Annotated in this window: 15 protein-coding genes; 6 read left to right on the forward strand and 9 right to left on the reverse strand. The window is 57.7% G+C overall.

All coding sequences use genetic code 11. The features are described from left to right. Positions 1-36: 36 nt before the first annotated feature. A complete protein-coding gene (gene gltX / locus F8N36_RS10340) occupies positions 37-1,428 on the reverse strand; it encodes a glutamate--tRNA ligase (protein WP_291332751.1) in 1,392 nt (463 codons plus the stop codon). A 67-nt stretch (positions 1,429-1,495) separates the two neighbouring features. Continuing rightward, positions 1,496-3,571: an ATP-binding protein gene (locus tag F8N36_RS10345; protein ID WP_291332733.1), complete on the reverse strand. Its 2,076-nt coding sequence runs from the start codon at positions 3,569-3,571 to the stop codon at positions 1,496-1,498. Positions 3,572-3,834: 263 nt separating this feature from the next. On the opposite strand from F8N36_RS10345, the gene argB reads away from it, so the two are divergent. Further along, positions 3,835-4,617, forward strand: coding sequence for an acetylglutamate kinase (gene argB / locus F8N36_RS10350; RefSeq protein WP_291332734.1), 783 nt, complete (start codon positions 3,835-3,837; stop codon positions 4,615-4,617). 98 nt (positions 4,618-4,715) lie between these two features. Here the strand turns inward: argB and F8N36_RS10355 are convergent, their stop codons facing one another. From F8N36_RS10355 to F8N36_RS10365, 4 genes are all read right to left on the reverse strand, one after another. Then, entirely contained in the window at positions 4,716-5,348 is a 633-nt protein-coding gene (locus F8N36_RS10355; RefSeq protein WP_291332735.1) for an HD domain-containing protein, read from the reverse strand. A 44-nt stretch (positions 5,349-5,392) separates the two neighbouring features. Further along, positions 5,393-7,555, reverse strand: a complete 2,163-nt coding sequence (locus F8N36_RS10360) for a clostripain-related cysteine peptidase (protein ID WP_291332736.1) — start codon at positions 7,553-7,555, stop codon at positions 5,393-5,395. 61 nt (positions 7,556-7,616) lie between these two features. Then, positions 7,617-7,859, reverse strand: coding sequence for an SEL1-like repeat protein (locus F8N36_RS16330; protein WP_366247047.1), 243 nt, complete (start codon positions 7,857-7,859; stop codon positions 7,617-7,619). Between the two features lie 179 nt (positions 7,860-8,038). Further along, positions 8,039-8,590: a hypothetical protein gene (locus F8N36_RS10365; RefSeq protein WP_291332737.1), complete on the reverse strand. Its 552-nt coding sequence runs from the start codon at positions 8,588-8,590 to the stop codon at positions 8,039-8,041. Positions 8,591-9,120: 530 nt separating this feature from the next. Between F8N36_RS10365 and F8N36_RS10370 the strand changes: the two genes are divergently transcribed. The 3 genes from F8N36_RS10370 to F8N36_RS10380 all read left to right on the forward strand — a co-directional run bounded on the left by F8N36_RS10370 (position 9,121) and on the right by F8N36_RS10380 (position 11,609). Then, entirely contained in the window at positions 9,121-9,411 is a 291-nt protein-coding gene (locus tag F8N36_RS10370; RefSeq protein ID WP_291332738.1) for an HdeA/HdeB family chaperone, read from the forward strand. 61 nt (positions 9,412-9,472) lie between these two features. Then, entirely contained in the window at positions 9,473-9,814 is a 342-nt protein-coding gene (locus F8N36_RS10375) for a hypothetical protein (protein ID WP_291332739.1), read from the forward strand. A 364-nt stretch (positions 9,815-10,178) separates the two neighbouring features. Beyond that, positions 10,179-11,609, forward strand: a complete 1,431-nt coding sequence (locus F8N36_RS10380; protein WP_291332740.1) for a helix-turn-helix transcriptional regulator — start codon at positions 10,179-10,181, stop codon at positions 11,607-11,609. 53 nt (positions 11,610-11,662) lie between these two features. Here the strand turns inward: F8N36_RS10380 and F8N36_RS10385 are convergent, their stop codons facing one another. The 3 genes from F8N36_RS10385 to zraS form a co-directional block, all read right to left on the reverse strand. Then, entirely contained in the window at positions 11,663-12,133 is a 471-nt protein-coding gene (locus F8N36_RS10385) for a rhodanese-like domain-containing protein (RefSeq protein WP_291332741.1), read from the reverse strand. Positions 12,134-12,311: 178 nt separating this feature from the next. Then, complete coding sequence (locus F8N36_RS10390) at positions 12,312-13,673, reverse strand: sigma-54 dependent transcriptional regulator (protein WP_291332742.1); 1,362 nt, start codon at positions 13,671-13,673, stop codon at positions 12,312-12,314. A gap of 36 nt (positions 13,674-13,709) precedes the next feature. Next, positions 13,710-15,215 (reverse strand): two-component system sensor histidine kinase ZraS, encoded by a 1,506-nt coding sequence (gene zraS / locus F8N36_RS10395; protein WP_291332743.1) that lies wholly within the window; start codon positions 15,213-15,215, stop codon positions 13,710-13,712. Between the two features lie 177 nt (positions 15,216-15,392). Here zraS and F8N36_RS10400 point away from each other — a divergent pair, with 177 nt between their 5' ends. Continuing rightward, positions 15,393-15,854, forward strand: coding sequence for a periplasmic heavy metal sensor (locus F8N36_RS10400; RefSeq protein ID WP_291332744.1), 462 nt, complete (start codon positions 15,393-15,395; stop codon positions 15,852-15,854). Positions 15,855-16,157: 303 nt separating this feature from the next. Then, complete coding sequence (locus tag F8N36_RS10405) at positions 16,158-16,658, forward strand: periplasmic heavy metal sensor (protein ID WP_291332745.1); 501 nt, start codon at positions 16,158-16,160, stop codon at positions 16,656-16,658. Positions 16,659-16,872 lie beyond the last annotated feature (214 nt).

The following is a 16,872-nucleotide window of genomic DNA, read 5'->3' on the forward strand; positions in this document are numbered from 1 at the left end:
ATCCACACAAAGGATTGTTCGCTCTCTGTGGCAGCCCTAGCCCATGGCTCTTTGCAGACGGGCAAGGGTTTCCTGCTTGCCCAGAAACGCCATGATTTCATTAAGGTGCGAGCCTCCCATAAAACCCATGAGGGCCGTGCGCAGAGGCGGCGCAACCTCCTTGAATTTCAGTCCGTTGTCGGCAACATAGGCGTTGAGGGCAGCCTCGATGGCCTCGGCGGTAAAGGGTTCGCATGCGGCAAACACGGCCGCAAGGGCCTGCAAATGCGCCTTGCCCGTATCGGTAAAGTGCTTGGCGGTGTCTTTTTCCACATAACCGAGCTCCGCAGCGGGAACCACAAGCGGGCGGAAGGCCTCGCCCAGAGCCTTGAGGTTGTTGGCCCGCTCGCGAAACATGACGCACAACGGTTCCAGCTTTTCCTGCGGCAGGTTGCCAAGACCGGCTTCTTCCACAAAGGGAGCAACCAGAGTGGCAAGCTCCGCCAGAGGCAGCGCGCGCATAAAGTGCGCGTTGCACCATTCAAGCTTGGCCGGGTCAAAGGCTGCGGCGGCAGGGTTGAGGCTCGTGCCGTCAAAATATTCGATCAGCTCTTCCTTGGTAAACAGTTCCTGATCGCCGTGCGACCAGCCAAGCCGTACAAGGTAGTTGACCAGAGCCTGCGGCAACAGGCCATCCTGCTGGTATTCGATAACCGCCCTAGCGCCGTGGCGCTTGGAAAGCTTCTGCCGGTCGGGGCCAAGAATCATGGGCACATGGCCAAAACGCGGCACGGGCAGGCCAAGGGCTTCATAAATAAGTATCTGACGCGGGGTGTTGGAAACGTGGTCGTCGCCACGGATAACATGGGTGATGCCCATTTCGTAGTCGTCAACCACCACGGCCATGTTGTAGGTGGGCATGCCGTCGGCGCGGCGAATAACCATGTCGTCCAGTTCGGTGACGTCCACGGCAATCTTGCCCTTCACCAGATCGTCAAAAACCACTTTGCCGGCCACCGGAGCCTTGAGGCGCACGCAGTGCCCCTCGCCGGGGCCAAGATTCCTTTCGCGGCAGCGCCCGTTATAGCGCGGTTTGAGACCGTGCTGACGGGCTTCTTCGCGCATGGCTTCCACTTCTTCCGGGGTGCACGAGCACCAGTAAGCGTGGCCTGTTTCCAGCAGCTTGTCCACATAGCGGTTGTAAACCTCTGCCCGCTGGGTCTGGTAGGTCAGCTCGCCGTCCCAGTCCAGCCCAAGCCAGCGCATGGAGGCCAGAATGGAGTCGGTATATTCCTGCTTGGAACGCAGAAGATCGGTATCTTCAATGCGCAGGTGAAAACGGCCACCAGAGTGACGGGCCAAAAGCCAGCAAAAAATGGCGGTGCGGGCGCCGCCTATGTGCAGATGCCCCGTGGGGCTGGGTGCGAATCGGGTTACCACTTGAGTCATTTTGCTTTCCTTGAAACTGGCGTTGCAGGCAAGTTGGCGCATGGGCGGCGCGGTGTCAAGAGCCGCCTCAGCAGCCAGAGGGGGCATCGCCATCGCCAGGAAAGCGACAGCCCGGCTTCTCGCCCTCCGCGGTGTTCTGCATATCTGCCGGGCGCGGATTAAAAAGCTTGAGCGTGCGCGTGAGGTCTTCAAGATTCACAGGCTTGGTCAGGTGGGCGTTCATGCCTTCCTGAATGCTACGCTCTGCGTCGCCGCGCATGGCATAGGCAGTCATGGCGATGATGGGCACGGTTTCCGCGCCGGGCAGATTGCTGGCCCGTATGGCGCGTGTGGCCGAATAGCCGTCCATAATGGGCATCTGCACGTCCATGAGAATGATATCAATCTCAGGGCCGCGCATGGTCCAGATTTCTACGGCCTCCTGCCCGTTGATGGCAGAAACGCATTCAATGCCCATGCTTTCCAGCAGCACTTCCATAATCTCGCGGTTGATGTCGCCGTCTTCTGCCACCAGCACGCGCAGGCCGCGCAAGGAGCGGGCATCGGCGTCGGCGCTGTTTTCGTCCTTTTTCTGCTCGCCCTGCTCGTTGCACACTGCAAAGGGCAGCTCTACCCTAAAAACACTGCCCTTGCCGGGTTCGCTCTCAACCGTGATGCGTCCGCCCATCAGGGCCGTGAGACGGCGGCACAGCGAAAGACCAAGCCCCGTGCCACCAAAACGGCGGGTAATGGACGTATCTGCCTGTGAAAAAGGCGTAAACACCCGGGCAAGCTCATCGGCAGACATGCCGATGCCCTCGTCACTGACGACGCAGGCCAGCCGCACGCTGTCGCCCGCGTGCTCCAGCAGCTCAAAGGCCAGCCGCACAGTGCCACGCTCTGAAAACTTCAGCGCATTGCCACCCAGGTTGAGCAGAATCTGGCGCAGGCGCAGGGCATCGCCCGAAAGAAAGGGGGGAATGGCTGGGTCGATATAACTTTCGAGCGTAAAATCCTTGCCCTTGTGAACGGCCTTGGGCCCCAGCAGGGACATGACCGACTCCAGCTCTTTTTCTGGCTGAAAAGGCAGATTTTCGAGTTCCAGGTGATTGGCCTCGATCTTTGAAAAATCCAGCAGATCGTTGATGATATCGAGCAGCGATTCGCAGGTTGAGTGGATTTTTTCCACATAGTCGCGCTGCTGATCATTGAGAGGTGTATTGAGCACAAGGTGGGCCATGCCCATGATGCCGTTCATGGGCGTGCGTATCTCGTGGCTCATGTTTGCCAGAAAAATGCTCTTGGCAGCGTTGGCGGCCTCGGCACTCTCCTTGGCTTCGCGCAGTATGCGCTCGTGCTGTCGGGTTTCCGTCACATCGCTGGCATAGCCGGTTATGCGCAGCACGCCGGGCCCTGTTACCACCTCGTAGGCCAGTGCGTACCAGCGCAGCCCCTTGCGGGGGTGCGCCACGCGCAGTTCCAGATGTTCCTGCCCACCGGTTGGCCACAGGCCAGGCGAGCAGAGCTTGCGCCATTTGCCCTTGTCTTCGGCCACCACGCGCGACCCCATGCGCTCAAGCCTTTCTGCCGAGCTGGATGAGACATTTATGCCAAACTGCTCGTAAAACACGTCGTTGCCGGTGATATCCAGCTCGCCGCTTTCCAGCTGGGCTACTTCAAACACGCCCAGCCAGCCCAGCCGACAGGCCAGAGAAAGGCGCACGAGCCCCTCACGCAGGCTCTGGTGCGCCTCGTGCAGCTCTGTCATGTCCTGATGATAGCCAACAATCCGCACCACATCGTCATTGTCGCCGCTTATGCGCCGCCCGCCGCAACGTACGGGAACCAGCCCCCACGAGGGGTGGTTGTAAAGATAGCGCACCTCGTGCATGGCGGTATCGGCTACAAAGTCGTCGTGGAGGGCCCACAGATGGGGGCGGGAACGGGCATCGATCCTGTCTACCCAAAAATTGAAACATGCGTCGGGGGTCATGTCTTCGCTGGCGCCAAGCAGACGCAGAGTCACCGGATTGGCTATCATGCGCACATGGCCGGTGTTTCTGTCGATCTCGATTACCCACAGTCCAACATTGGCCGCGGCTAGGGCCTCGCGGTTCCAGTCGTCGTTGCGGGACACGTCTTTTCCTGCGCCGTGTGCGGTCATATCTCCCCCATTTTCATACTTCCATCCATAGCTGTTTTATCCAGCCAGCACAATGCCGACCAGGTTTTCGATTACTTGACCAGCAGAGGCAAGAGCCCGGCATAAAAACAAAAAATACATGCAATGCCACGCAGTTGTCACGCACGACGCTTGCATGGCGACGCGCAGGGTGCTAGCGTTTCCTACTGCCACCCAAAACACAATTGCAGCGAAAGGCCCGCAAACGAAAGGCCTTTCAGGCTCGACAGCCAGAGGAATACCAGATGAAAGATACCACTGTGGTGATCAAATACGGCGGCCACGCCATGGACAAACCCGATCTCAGCTCGGCCTTTGCCACCGACCTTGCCCAGCTCTCTGAACAGGGAATGAGCTTTGTGGTCGTACACGGCGGCGGCCCGCAGATTTCGTCGCTGCTCAAGCGTCTGAACATCGAAAGCCACTTTGTGGACGGCCTGCGCGTTACCGACGTCGCCACCATGGAAGCCGCCGAAATGGTTCTGTGCGGGCAGGTGAACAAGGCCGTTGTGAACGAATTTGCCCAGCAGGGCGTGCGCGCTGCCGGTATTTCTGGCCGCGACGGCGGCCTGCTGCGAGCCACTGTCAAAAACCCTGCCCTGGGTCTTGTGGGCACGGTGGAAGCCGTTGACCCCAGCCTGCCCCGCTGCCTGCTGGACGCGGGCTTTGTGCCCGTGGTGGCCCCTGTGGCCTCCGGCCCGGACGGCAAGGCTCTGAACATCAACGCCGATACGGCGGCTGGCGCGCTGGCCGGAGCCATCGGGGCGGAATATTTTGTGCTGATCAGCGACGTACCCGGCGTACTGGACGGCGATGGCAGGCTCATACCCAGCCTCAACCGCAAGGAAATACAGCGCCTGCGCGATGCCGGTGTGATCACCGGCGGCATGATTCCCAAGGTGGAGGCCTGCCTCAACGCTCTGGACGCTGGCTGCCAGCGCGCCCTCATTCTTGATGGCCGCGCGCCCTCAAGCCTGCGACGCTACCTGCTGGACGACGCGCCTCTGGGCACGGTTGTGACCAACTAGCCCACCCCGCCCGCAATAAATCAAGGCCCGGAACCGCACGGCGCACATGGACTGCGCCAACAGGTTCCGGGCCTTTCGTATTTCAGAAGTACCTGTGCTCAGCGGCCCCGCCGCACCCACCATTCGCGTTCCACCTGCCCATACCACCAGCGGTTGTGGTCTGCGCGCAGCACGGCCTCGGCCACCTGCCGGGCCGCAGGGCTGCGCAGGCGCTTGACCGCGCTCTCCAGCCACTGCTCCGCAAAGGCATTGCCCTTGTCGAGCTCTGCCTTGAGGTTGCAGATAAGATCGAGCTGATCGGCATCGTGCGCCAGCAGGGCCTCGCGGCTGGAATCTTCTTCCAGCTCGTCCCACAGGGGCAACACGTCTTCTTCCAGCCCGGTGCCCTGCACGCAGTCTTCCAGCGCCTTGCGGGCCTGACACTGCGCGTAGCGGTGGTTCACATAGTTCAGGTCGCCGGTGCGCGCCTCGTGCAGGTCATGGAACAGGCACAGATAGGTCACCCGCGCCGGGTCCATGTTGCACATGCGGGCCAGCACGTAGCCCATGACGCTCACCCGGTAGGAATGTTCGGCCACGTTCTCGTGCCCGGTGCCCAAAAAGGCATAACCCGTGCGCGGGGTGTGCCGCAGCATACCCACCTCGTTAAAAAAATCCGCCAGCCGGTCAAGCCGCTCGGCACTCACGTCCTCAGCCGCAAACTCGCCGTTGTCGCTCTTGAAATCATTCATGCCTTTCCATACCGACACCGGCGGCCTGTGGCAAGGATGCCGCATCAGTTGCTGTACAGGGCCTCGCCGTCTTTCACCTCAATGGTTACAATCTGTGAAGTGGCGGAATTGTTCTGCACGTCTGTCATTTCAAACATGAACATAAACTGCCCGTCGCCCATGTCCGTATCCGCAAAAGTCACTTTTTTTCCAAGGGTAAAGGTATCGACCTCCACCTCCTGGAAGTCGCCGTCCTCGTCGTCCATGCGCATGGCAAGAAGAATGGTGGTGACCTTGTCGCCCGCCTTGAGCCTGATCAGCGCCTTATCCTTCATCTCCACTTCCTGAACGCGACGCGCGCCAAGAATCTTGTATTCTTTGGCGGTGAAATCATAGACCACGATAAGGTTACAACGCACCCCGTTCAGTTTGATGGGCACAACGTAGTGGTTTATCCCATCGTCCTGATTCGTGATTTCAAGATAGACAAGGTGGTCATCAAGAGCCGCCCACTTTCCCTGAAAGTTGTCCTTGAACACGCCCTTTGCCCAGTCGGCCTCCATGTCGGCATCCTTACCCAGCAGCATGATAAGGTTGTCTTCAAGGCTGTAATACGCAAGGTAAAACTGCACGCTGTCCAGAAACTTGACGCGCTCGGGGCCAAGATTGAGCCGCGCCTCGCCGCCTTCGCCGATTGTTACCTCAACGTCCTCAAGGCTTGAGATATCCAGCGGCTTGAGCGGCACAACAGAAGACACCACCGCGTTGGCCGCCTGACCGAGGAGGGCTGCAACGCTGCCGGGCGACTGGTTTTCAGCCGCCTGACCGCCAAGGATGGAGGCCAAACCTGCCTGCAAGGCTCCCAATGGAGATTGCCCGCCAGCCTGCTGAGGGGCCGGAGGCTCGGGCTTGGGGGCATCGGGTTTAGGCGTTTCGGGCTGTGCTTCGCCGGGGGCATTTTCTTCTTGTTCGAGGGCGGCGGTTATGTCTGTGGAGATGCGGTCGAGATGCTTTGCGGCGCTGTCCGTATCGAGAAAACCCATTTGCAGCCCATTGAGTACCAGAAACGTGGTGATGTTCCCGGCCTGCATCATGGTGGAAAATCCCGCCTTGCTGCCGTCAAAGGGATAGTAACAGGAAAGCCCCGAGGGTGACCGGTAGGGGCCATGAACCTTGTAGACAACCGCTTCGCTCAGGGCATCCAGAAAATGCGGCGCAAATTCGGGCAACGTCGTTTTCATCCGTCGCACAAGCGCGCCCAGATCCACCATGTTGGTGTAGCCCTCGGAGCGCGAGTTGACGTAGTTTTCAGAAGCCTTGGCCTGTCTGCCGTAGGCTGCGTAAAAGCTGTCGTCCTCCATGGCAAGGGAAACAGCCTCAAGCCCCAGCGCATTATAGGCCAGATTCACAAAGGGAATTTTTGCAAGATTGATGAGTGAGAGGGTGGCGTTTCCTGCCGTTTGGGCCTCTTCGCAGCCTTCAAGATAGGTATCGCATATTATCTTGCCCAATGCTTCCGGGCTTATGGAGGTGTCGGCCCCCACGGCGTTCATCCAGGCTGTGTATTGCCAGCCGTTGGCTGGCTCCACCTCTTGCGAGGCAACCATGTATTTTGCAAAACCGTTTACAGCGCTGGCCGTGTCGAGCGTGGCCATCAGACAGGCATCAAAACCAATGATTTCAAATGGCGGGCGGGCGGCTGAAGCCGTGTACACCTGTTTGAAAGAATTGCGTATTTCCTTGAGCGAAAGGGCATCGAACTCATAATTCTCGTCGTTGGCCACACCGCCGATGCTGCCGCCCCCGTGGTCCCAAAAGACAAAAACCTGGTGGTCTGCGCTGTAATTTTCTTTGCAAAAGGCAAGAAAGGAGGTGAGCGTTTTTTCATCCCCCATGCTCGCCTGCGGCAGTTTGCCCACCAGCTCAAGCTTTCCCCGATGGTAGACATAGCGGCTGATATTTTTTGCGCTGATACCCGGCCTGTGCCACTTGCTGGCACCCCCGGTCTGTATGATCACCTTTACGTTATCTGGCAGGCGGGCCTTGAGCAGTTCGGCCAGATCGGCGGAGGCCGCGCCGTCCTCCGATTCAAGGTTGCTGCCGCACAGATACCAGTACACGGCCCATGTTTCTGCGGCACGGACAATCAACGGGCATGCAAGCAACAGCAGAACAGGTAGTACGCACGCGGTGCATACCTTGAAGGTGCGGAGAATTTTTTTCGGCATACCGTGTGTTGATTCCCTGTTTGCGGGGTTATATTGCCAAAAGGCTATGACCTGTAAGCTGTCAAAATGCCTCAAGACGGGCCTGCGCGTCCGCATCACCCTGGCGGGCGGCCTTGCCGTACCAGTAAAGGGCTTTTTCCCTGTTTCTGTCCACCCCGTCCCCCCGTCTCGTAGCTGCGCGCAAGGTTGTACGGGGCTGTGGCGTAGCCCTGCTGCGCCTGCTCGAACATATGACCGAGGCTGGCGCAGAGGCTGTTTGCGCAAGAGGAGAGAACCGCGCTACGGCCCAATCCCCCTGCGGCATTCTGGCCGTCTGAAGGGGTGGGCAGCTCTGCCGCCCGTTCCGCACCCTGTGGCAATGCGTCCATAAAAATGGAAGATGCACCGCTCAGGGCAGGCACAGATGCCGCACACAAGCCAGCCACGCCCCCACGGCCACATATAAAAGCAAGGCAGACTATAATGCCGCGCATATGCGCACCGTTACAGCAGCACCAGGGGAATACCCACCTGCAGCAGCACGGCAGCCAGCAGGGCCAGCCAGCGCAAAGCACCAAGCGAAGCAGGGGCAACTCCCTGCCAGAGGGACAAAAGCCCCTGCAGAGTGCGCTTGAGAGTCCACACAAGGTAGAGCAGAACCGAGCCGCACATAAAGGCAATCAGGGCCTTGCTGCCAGGGATAGCCCAGAACTGGCGCAGCATTTCCAGCGGCGGCTTATCACCGGAAGAAAGCTCGTCAAGCTTTGCCATTATCGTGGGGTCATTGCCCATCCAGCCAGCCACGCCCGCAATACCGCCAATGCCCAAACCGGCAAGCAGCAGCGCCAGCCAGACCGTATTCACCTGCCACTGCGCCTGGGCGCATTCGGCCAGCGATCCTTCCTTGCGGGCCTGACGGCGCTGGTAATAGCCAAGAGCCAATGCGGCCACGCCAGCCCAGAGCAACAGGCTCCAGTAGAGTGAAAAAGAAAAAAGAAGCAGCAGAACATAGCCCGCCCAGATCATTCCACTGACACGAGTGCTGGAATCATTCATCGACAGTTTCTCCATAACTAGATTTTCACCGGGTACGACAGTGCCCCAGAATCCCAGCAGCTTTTTCCTTCAATTTGTTGGCGAGCGGTATCACCTAAAATGACCTTTATGCAAAAAAAATTATCACCCAATGGGGTGGCAATCCGGTTTACGGCCCGGACCAAACGCGTCGCAGCCCTCAGGGCAGAGCCTGAAGGTGGGCGTTTTTCCATTGGGCATGCTGTTATTATTTTTTCGCGCCGCACACGGGCAACAAAGCAACAGGCTAAAATTTAAATACTTTTTTAAGAACTACTTCTGCGTTCACCCGCAAGTGTGAGCAACAGAATGCAAAATAGAACATTAAGGTGATGTGCATAACCATGACCGAAGTGTAGGCCTAATCGCGTTGTTGAGGCCATGAAGAGGTGATGCCTGCTGCCTGCGGGGAAAGCAGCGCTTTTGCCGGGCATTCACCCCAGGGCCAGCCGCACGAATATCTTCGGATAATCTGGGTTACGTTCAAATATCAATTGGAGACGGAGGAAATGATGAAAAAGTATCTGTTGGCTGCACTGACCGTTGTTATGCTGGGAGCTGCCCCTTTTGCAGCCCATGCAGCAGAACAGGATGTGGCAAAAATCACCTGCAAGGAATTTCTGGCTGACAAGCAGAACATCAGCATGATGGTGATGTGGATTGACGGTTACATGAGCGGCAAAAGCGGCAATACCTCCATCAGCGACCAGTGGATGGAAAAGCTGGGAACCCACCTCGGCACATACTGCGCCAAGAACCCCGCAAAGACCATTATGGATGCCATTGAAGCTGTACCCGAATAGCCCCTGCTGCCCGCGGACATTCAAATTCACCATCCGACTTAGCTGATATGGAGATCTGCATATGAAGCGTTTTATCCTTTCTTTTGTCGCAGGGCTGATGCTCATGGGTTTCAGCGCTGGCGCTGCCCTTGCCCAGGAAATTATTGTTGCCAATGGCACGGGCTTTACCATCCAGCGGCTTGGCCTTGTTGATTCGAACGCGGGCGGCAATGCCCAGGACCTGCTGGGCAATGACACTCTCGCCAACGGCGAGGGGCTTAAAATCCGCATCAACGGCAGCCCCAAGGGTTGGGAGCTGATCGCCGTTGACAACGAGGGCGCTCAGGTAAACTGGCAAAACCTCGACCTTACCGGCGTGAGCAAAATCACCCTGCGCGGCGATGGTTCGGCTAACCTGGAATAGCCAGCGTTTGCAGAGTTAGCGCCGCTGCCCCACTGCTTCAGGCAGGTTTGGCAGCCACATGAGTGAAGAGGAATGAGCCCGGGCATATGCCCGGGCCACGCCCCGGGGCTCATTCCTCTGGCCTGCCTGTGGGCAGGGGTACCCTGTTGCTGTCCATGACCTCAGGCTTTACCAACAGCAACAGACGGTCTGCCATTTTCAGACATCTTGTATTGTGACATCTGACCAGCACGGCACCCACCAAATCGAACACCAGATATATGATTTTACTATTGACCCGCAATAAATGTGGTGTTCTTCTAGAGGGTATTGAAATTGTAACTGCTTATCTGATCACAAGTCACACAGACATTTCGGAGAAACAATGGAATCAGGCAAAAAGGGATTGCCCGTCCTTTCCGGCGTGGGCATTGCCAGCCTGTTGGCAGCCCAGTTTGTAATTTTTCTTGAAGGCCGGGGACTTGGCATTGTCTCTTTTTCGCTTCAGAACGCGGTCGCCGGATTTTGCGGCGGCATCATTCTGGGTGGGCTACTTTTTTCAACATGGCTGCCCAAACGCTTTGGTTCCCCGTGCGCCGTGGCTCTCACCCTTTTGAGTGCGCTACTCTGGTCCGCTGGCATATTTCAGAACAATGAAATCTTCTCCTACGGCGCCTGCTTTTGGGGAGGGGTTGTCCTGCCACCCCTGCTGAAAAGTTTCTTTTCCCGCAGCTCTTCGCCCGGGTTTCATATGGGCATTGCCTTTGCCGCCGGGGATTTTTTCTGGCTTTTTCTGTATATTGTTCCCCTTTCAGACGATGCCGTGCAATGGCTGTTGCTCTGCCTTCAGTTTATCAGCGGCAGCATGGCGGCCATTTGCCTGTTCAAGGAACAGCCGCCAGCCGAGGGCATGGAAATTGTGCGCAAGTCAGACAAGCTGACAAGCATCTCTCTTCGCTATCTGACCATCATCGCCTTTATATTTTTTCTTTTAAATGCCTTTATTGACATAACTTTTTATCGAATACACAGCCAGGCTTTTCCCATACCCGCACAGGTGCACCTGTACACATGGCTGGCCTATCCCATTGTTGGCCTGCTGATCGACAAATACGGTACAGACATGCGGCTGCTGCTTGTTTGCATCGGCGGGGTGATTCTTTCACCCACCCTGGTGGTCATTACAGAGGGCACCATAGTCTACTGGCTTATTTATGTGATTGACCTTGTTTGCAGGGGCGTCGCGCAGCTTTATTTTCTGCTTGTATTCGCGCAGATCGGCAGGCAGTCGCCAAGGCGCGGCCTTATTTCGGCCATTCCCTATGTGGCAATGCTTATGGCCTTTTTGTGTGTTTACCGGTTTGTGGAGCACTTTCCCGGTACGGTACCCATTGCTTTCTGGTGTCTTTTTCTCACCACGGCCTTCAGCTATGTGAGCTCACGCATCCAGTACGCGCTCACGCTTTCGGGTGTGTCAAAAACCCCCTCTGCAGAAAAGGCGGGCACGCAGGAATTCGCGGCCTTCAGGTCGCCCGAGCCACACAAGAATGTACGCTGCCGGGCAGACAGCGTTGCGGACTTTGCCCTGAAATATGGCATTTCGCTAAGGGAACGGGACGTTTTGTGTCTGATTCTGGAAGGATGCGATACCGCAGCCATCTGCGACCAGCTGCATATTTCTGAAAACACGCTCAAAACGCACATCCGGCAGATTTTGCGCAAGACAGAAACACGCAACAGAAACGCGTTGCTGGTGCTCTTTTTTAATGAGGAAAATTCGGAAAAAGAAGCTGCTGCCCCGCTCGAGAGCTTCTAACAGCGCTGGACAGATCGTGATACCGTCAGGGAAGCCACAGACGTGGCATTTCTCTATTGAGGGGCGTCTTCTGGTTGCAGTAATGAAAAATGCAACTGGCCCGCCACATACCATACGTGGGTGATATCTGGCCGCAAACGTCTGAACAGCTTGTAAGCCTGGCGCGACCTGTAGCCATACTGGCAGTGCAGCAGCACCGCAGTCTTCTGTGGAATGTCTTTTACCAGATGATGAAAGGCGTACAGAGGCATATTTACGGCATTGGGAAGATGCCCGTCGGCAAATTCCTTCTGACTGCGCACGTCAATAACAAGCATGTCTGTCGCCAGGCGCATATATCTGCGGGCTTCTTCCGGTGACAGGGCAGCAGAGGCCCCCGCACCTTCATCCGCTGGAACAGCAAACCGCCAGTAAGCAAACGTCTCAACGCAGGCAATCACCAGCAGCACCGCCAGAATCTTCAGCAGCCGCGCGTTACCGCCTGCGACCGGGTTCAGGGCAATGCCATTTTCTGCTGTTTCCATTGCAAACCTCTATTGCCAAGGCCTTTCGGCAGTCCTTCCTTTCAAACCGCAAATTGCAATGCCCTTGCGGGCAACCTATCTACCACACTCATCGTGTGCGGCATATAATTTTTCCCTGCTTTTTGCAGGCCGAGGGGCTTTGTGCCCTTTGACAAAGCCAGCGTGTAAAAGGCCCCGATCACTCAAGCCCGTATTTGCGGAGCTTATTGTGCAACGTTGCCCTCGTAATCCCCAGCTGCCGCGCCGCCTCGCTCTTGTTATCGCCAGTCTGGCGCAGGGTTTCCTCGATGGCGCGGCGTTCAACCGTATCGAGGGGCAGGCCCGCCAGCGAGGCATCGACCTCGGGCTGGCGTTCGTCCACCGGAGTGGGGCCGGTGACCACTGAGGGCAGCTCGCGCTCGGTGATGAGGTCGCCGTTACAGAGAATAACCGCCCGCTCCACGGCATTTTCCAGCTCACGCACATTGCCGGGCCAGGCGTAGCGCAACATGCTTGCCAGAGCCTGAGGCGAAAAGCCGCGCACACTTTTGCGGTTGCGGTTGGCGAAACGCTCCAGAAAATGGGCGGCAAGCACGGGAATATCCTCCGCCCTTTCCCGCAGGGGCGGCACTTCTATGCAGATAACATTGAGGCGAAAATAGAGATCCTCGCGAAAACGCTTTTGGGTCACTTCTTCGCGCAGGTCACGGTTGGTGGCTGCAATAACACGCACGTCCACGGTTATGGCGGCGTCGGCCCCAACGCGCTGCACCTCGCCCTGTTGAAGGGCGCGCAGCAGCTTTGACTGAAGGGTGAGCGGCATTTCACCTATTTCGTCCAGAAAGAGCGTGCCGCCGTTGGCCTGGGCAAAACGCCCTTCGCGGCGCCGGTCAGCCCCCGTAAACGAACCTTTTTCATGCCCAAACAGCTCTGATTCCAGCAAATTTTCCGCCAACGCCGCGCAGTTTACCGTTACCAGAGATTTTTCTGCCCTGGTACTCGCGCTGTGCAGGGCACGGGCCACCAGCTCTTTGCCTGTGCCCGATTCGCCGGTGATGAGCACCGTGGCCTCGGTGGGCGCAACGGTGGCGATAATTTCCTGCATGGCCCGGATGGGCGCACTGCGGCCAAGAATTCCAGGGCGTGTGGCGGCATCGCTGAGCTGGCGGCGCAGCTCGCGGTTTTCCACACTGAGACGCGAGTGCTCAATGGCTTTTTCAAGCGTGTGCCTGAGCGCCTCAAAGTCGAGCGGTTTGACCAGATAGTCGTATGCGCCCAGACGCAGGGCCTCCACTGCGGTTTCCACAGACGAATAGGCCGTCATGAGCACAACGGGCAGGGCCGGATTGTATTCCAGAATATTCTTGAGCGCGTGTATGCCGTCCATGCGCGCCATACGCACGTCGGTCAGCACGGCGTCAAAGGACTTTTCGCGCACAAGGCTCACGGCCTCGTCACCGTCGGTGGCTTCTTCCACGGCGTATCCCCACGAACGCAGCATGGTTCGCAGCATGCCACGGTGGGCGTCGTCATCGTCTACAACCAGAATACAGGTGCTCACTGTTTCCTCACTTTATGCTTGGCAACCAGTCTCAACTCAGTCTGCCCGCTTGGCCTTGGCCACATCGTCCTGAGCCGCGCGGGGCAGCCAGATGCTGAACGTGGTTTCGCCGCGCCGCGATGCCTGCGCAGGGCGCGAGACAACACTGATCTCACCGTCGTGGGCTTCAACAATCTTGTGGACCATTGCCAGCCCAAGGCCCGTTCCCTGCCCCTTGGTGGTAAAATAGGGGTCAAAAATGTGCGGCAGCTGGGCGGGCTCGATACCTGTGCCGTTGTCGCGCACCATCAGGCACACACGCCCCTTGCGCTCCACAATGGCCAGCGTGAGCTGACCGCCCTCGGGCATGGCGTCCAGGGCATTGAGGCAGAGGTTCAGCAGGGCCTGACCCATGCGTTCCGGGTCAGCCATGGCCAGCGGCACGCGCTTGGGCGCGCGGCAGACAATCTTTACGCCCCTTTTTTCCGCATCCTGATGCACAAGCCGGGTGACATGGTCTACCACAAGCTTGAGATCCGCGGGGTGGGGGCTTACATCACTGGGCCGTGAAAGGCCTATAAGATCCATAATTACGCGATTGAGACGGTCAACCTCGTGCACCATTACATTGGCCGCCTCGCGGTCTTCGCTGCCCTCGGGAAAGCGCTGGCCGAAGTAGGTGGCGTAGCCTTTGATGGAACTGAGCGGATTGCGGATTTCGTGTGCAACGCCCGCGGCCAGATTGCCCACGGCGGCCAGCTTTTCCTTGCGGCGCACTTCTTCTTCGAGGCGACGCACCTTGCCCTCGGCCATACGCTGACGCTGCCGCGATTCACGCGCGCGTTCCGCATAATACAGGGCCACCAGACAGGCCAGACCCACCAGCAGGGTTACGGCGGCCAGCATGGCCACATAGTCGCGGTTCTGGCTGCGGGTTATTTCAAAGGGTGAAAGATCAAGCCCCAGAAATATGACAGGCAGGGGAAAACCCCTTGGCAGGTCACGCATGCCCGGCGAAAACTGCCGGTACACCGCAAACACGCGCCGCCCCTCCATGCGCATGATGCCCCAGTGGGGCAGCATGTCGGGCGCAAGCTCGTGCATGATGCTGTCGTCGGCTTCGCGGCCGCCCACCTGCAATATTTCACCAAGCCGGGCCGGATTGCTGTGGGCCACAATGGTTCCATCAGGCATGGTAACGGCCACAAAAACAATGCCGGGGCTGTCGGCCATTTCTTCCAGCAGCACCTGCAGGCGCACGCCAGCCTCGCTGCGCATGCCCGACCGCAAAATGCTTTCAAAGGCGATAATCAGCGACGAGCCCTTTTCTGCCAGCAGGCGGGCCATGGCCGCCTCGCTGCGGTCAATGGAAATAAGCGTCAGCAGGGTAACCATGAGCGCCAGCACAACCGCCGCGCCGCCCAGCAGCAGCCCCAGCGGGGTGCGCGCCGCAACATAGGCCGCCTGCGATATTTTTGCCGTATCGGCCTGCGCTGTTGACGCAGAACCGGAACGTGCGGGCTCTGGCACTTTTTTTTCAGAAGTGGTGTTTTCCATATTCATAGGCATTTGCTCGGCATTATTTCACTGGCCGCAGGGATTGTCTCTATCCGGTCAAAAAATTTGCACGCTTCTTGCAAGATATTTTGCATTCCTTGTGCCCACAAAGCCAGGAACCTTGCCACCCCGCTCAGTGCTTGGTATGAAAGCGGGACGAGTTTATTTTCCAGAAGGTCTTTTATGATGAAACCCCTTCTTTCCCTTTGTGTTCTGGCCAGTCTTTGTCTTCCCCAACCAACGGCGGCAGATCAGACCGACTATGCGGAATATACGCCTGTGCCGGGCAGCCCGGCTGGCACCCACCCTGCAGATATGCGCGCGTGGCTGCAACAGCTTTCGCCCCCGCAGAGGGCCAAGGCACAGGCTGTAATTGACGAATACACTCCAAAGGTGAACGAGCTGCGCAAAAGCATCATGCAGAAAAAAAACGAGCTCGCGCACCTGAGTTATAACCAGAATACCTCGCCCGAAACCCTGCCCCGCCTGGGGCATGAGCTGCAACAGCTACGGGATGAACTGCGCGACCTTCTGCAACGAGCAGACCAGCGCATGGGCAACGAGGTTGGCGTTCCGCTTGGCAGCCCGCAAACGCGGGGATGCAGCATGGAATATCCCGGTCTGTCTACTTCCGCCAGCAAATAACCGCGACTGCACACTCGCATCAGCACGCGCCCGCCATCAAGGTGGGCGCGTTTTTTATGCGCGCGGACTCAAACGGCCTGTAAGAAAATTATGCAGATGTACAAATTTTATACATGGCTAACCCTTCAATGTATAAAAAACATACGCTTCCCGGCCAGCGCACGCAACGCAAAACCCGGCTGACACTGTAACCATTTATTTTTAAAGATAAAACGTACTTTGGCACGGGCATTGCTTTATAGCAAGCAAACGTTGCAAGAACAACGAACCCATATACAACGAATTTTGATGAGGTAGCTTTCCATGAAATCCAAAAACATCGCCATTGCAACCATACTTGCAGCAACCCTGATGGGAAGTGCCATCACTGTTTACAGCCAGCCGGCCCCCGCGGGCGATATGCCTGAAGGCATGCGGGAAATGGGCGGCTGCCAGGGCGAAATGCCCTGCCCCGGCATGCAGGGACACGGCATGCACGGCATGATGGGCCGAGGCGCTTATACTCCTGAACAACTGCAAAAATATGATGCAATTGTGGCCGATTTCGCCAAGCAGATGGAACCTGTGAAAGACCAGATGTTCATTAAAAGGCAAGAGCTGCGCGCCCTGCAAAATGCGGCCAACCCCGACATAGCGGCTGTGCGCGCCACTGCGACTGAAATGCTGCAGCTCAGAAAACAGCTTGGTCAACTGCACGACACCATGACCCAGCGCATTGAAAAAGAAGTGGGCAAGCCTGCGGCCGCCACGCCGAAAAAGGATGCCCCTGCTCAGGCCAAACATCAGCACGGCGCGGCCCAATAGCCACTAACCCATATTGCCGCTCCCAACACGTCCGCCCATGGCGGTGTACATATAAAGCCTCCTACAGTGAAACCTTTCCGTTATGCCCCTACCCCCAAGGGGGCATAACGGAGCCTCCAAAAAACCTCCTCCTTTGAACAGAACCTTATAACCATCAACACCCTCCCTCCCTTCTCGGCCGCCGGGTCCCCCCCGGCGGCCGCGCACGGGGATG

Source organism: Desulfovibrio sp., from assembly GCF_009712225.1.
Classification (GTDB): Bacteria; Desulfobacterota; Desulfovibrionia; order Desulfovibrionales; family Desulfovibrionaceae; genus Desulfovibrio.

What these genes read in the sequence shown, in the direction of transcription:
- F8N36_RS10400 (WP_291332744.1), top strand. Translation starts at nt 15,393, where the DNA reads ATGATGAAACCCCTTCTTTCCCTTTGTGTTCTGGCCAGTCTTTGTCTT.
- F8N36_RS10375 (WP_291332739.1), top strand. Translation starts at nt 9,473, where the DNA reads ATGAAGCGTTTTATCCTTTCTTTTGTCGCAGGGCTGATGCTCATGGGT.
- gltX (WP_291332751.1), bottom strand. Translation starts at nt 1,428, where the DNA reads ATGACTCAAGTGGTAACCCGATTCGCACCCAGCCCCACGGGGCATCTG.
- F8N36_RS10365 (WP_291332737.1), bottom strand. Translation starts at nt 8,590, where the DNA reads ATGAATGATTCCAGCACTCGTGTCAGTGGAATGATCTGGGCGGGCTAT.
- F8N36_RS10370 (WP_291332738.1), top strand. Translation starts at nt 9,121, where the DNA reads ATGAAAAAGTATCTGTTGGCTGCACTGACCGTTGTTATGCTGGGAGCT.
- F8N36_RS16330 (WP_366247047.1), bottom strand. Translation starts at nt 7,859, where the DNA reads ATGCCGCAGGGGGATTGGGCCGTAGCGCGGTTCTCTCCTCTTGCGCAA.
- F8N36_RS10345 (WP_291332733.1), bottom strand. Translation starts at nt 3,571, where the DNA reads ATGACCGCACACGGCGCAGGAAAAGACGTGTCCCGCAACGACGACTGG.
- F8N36_RS10355 (WP_291332735.1), bottom strand. Translation starts at nt 5,348, where the DNA reads ATGAATGATTTCAAGAGCGACAACGGCGAGTTTGCGGCTGAGGACGTG.
- zraS (WP_291332743.1), bottom strand. Translation starts at nt 15,215, where the DNA reads ATGAATATGGAAAACACCACTTCTGAAAAAAAAGTGCCAGAGCCCGCA.
- argB (WP_291332734.1), top strand. Translation starts at nt 3,835, where the DNA reads ATGAAAGATACCACTGTGGTGATCAAATACGGCGGCCACGCCATGGAC.
- F8N36_RS10380 (WP_291332740.1), top strand. Translation starts at nt 10,179, where the DNA reads ATGGAATCAGGCAAAAAGGGATTGCCCGTCCTTTCCGGCGTGGGCATT.
- F8N36_RS10405 (WP_291332745.1), top strand. Translation starts at nt 16,158, where the DNA reads ATGAAATCCAAAAACATCGCCATTGCAACCATACTTGCAGCAACCCTG.
- F8N36_RS10385 (WP_291332741.1), bottom strand. Translation starts at nt 12,133, where the DNA reads ATGGAAACAGCAGAAAATGGCATTGCCCTGAACCCGGTCGCAGGCGGT.
- F8N36_RS10360 (WP_291332736.1), bottom strand. Translation starts at nt 7,555, where the DNA reads ATGCCGAAAAAAATTCTCCGCACCTTCAAGGTATGCACCGCGTGCGTA.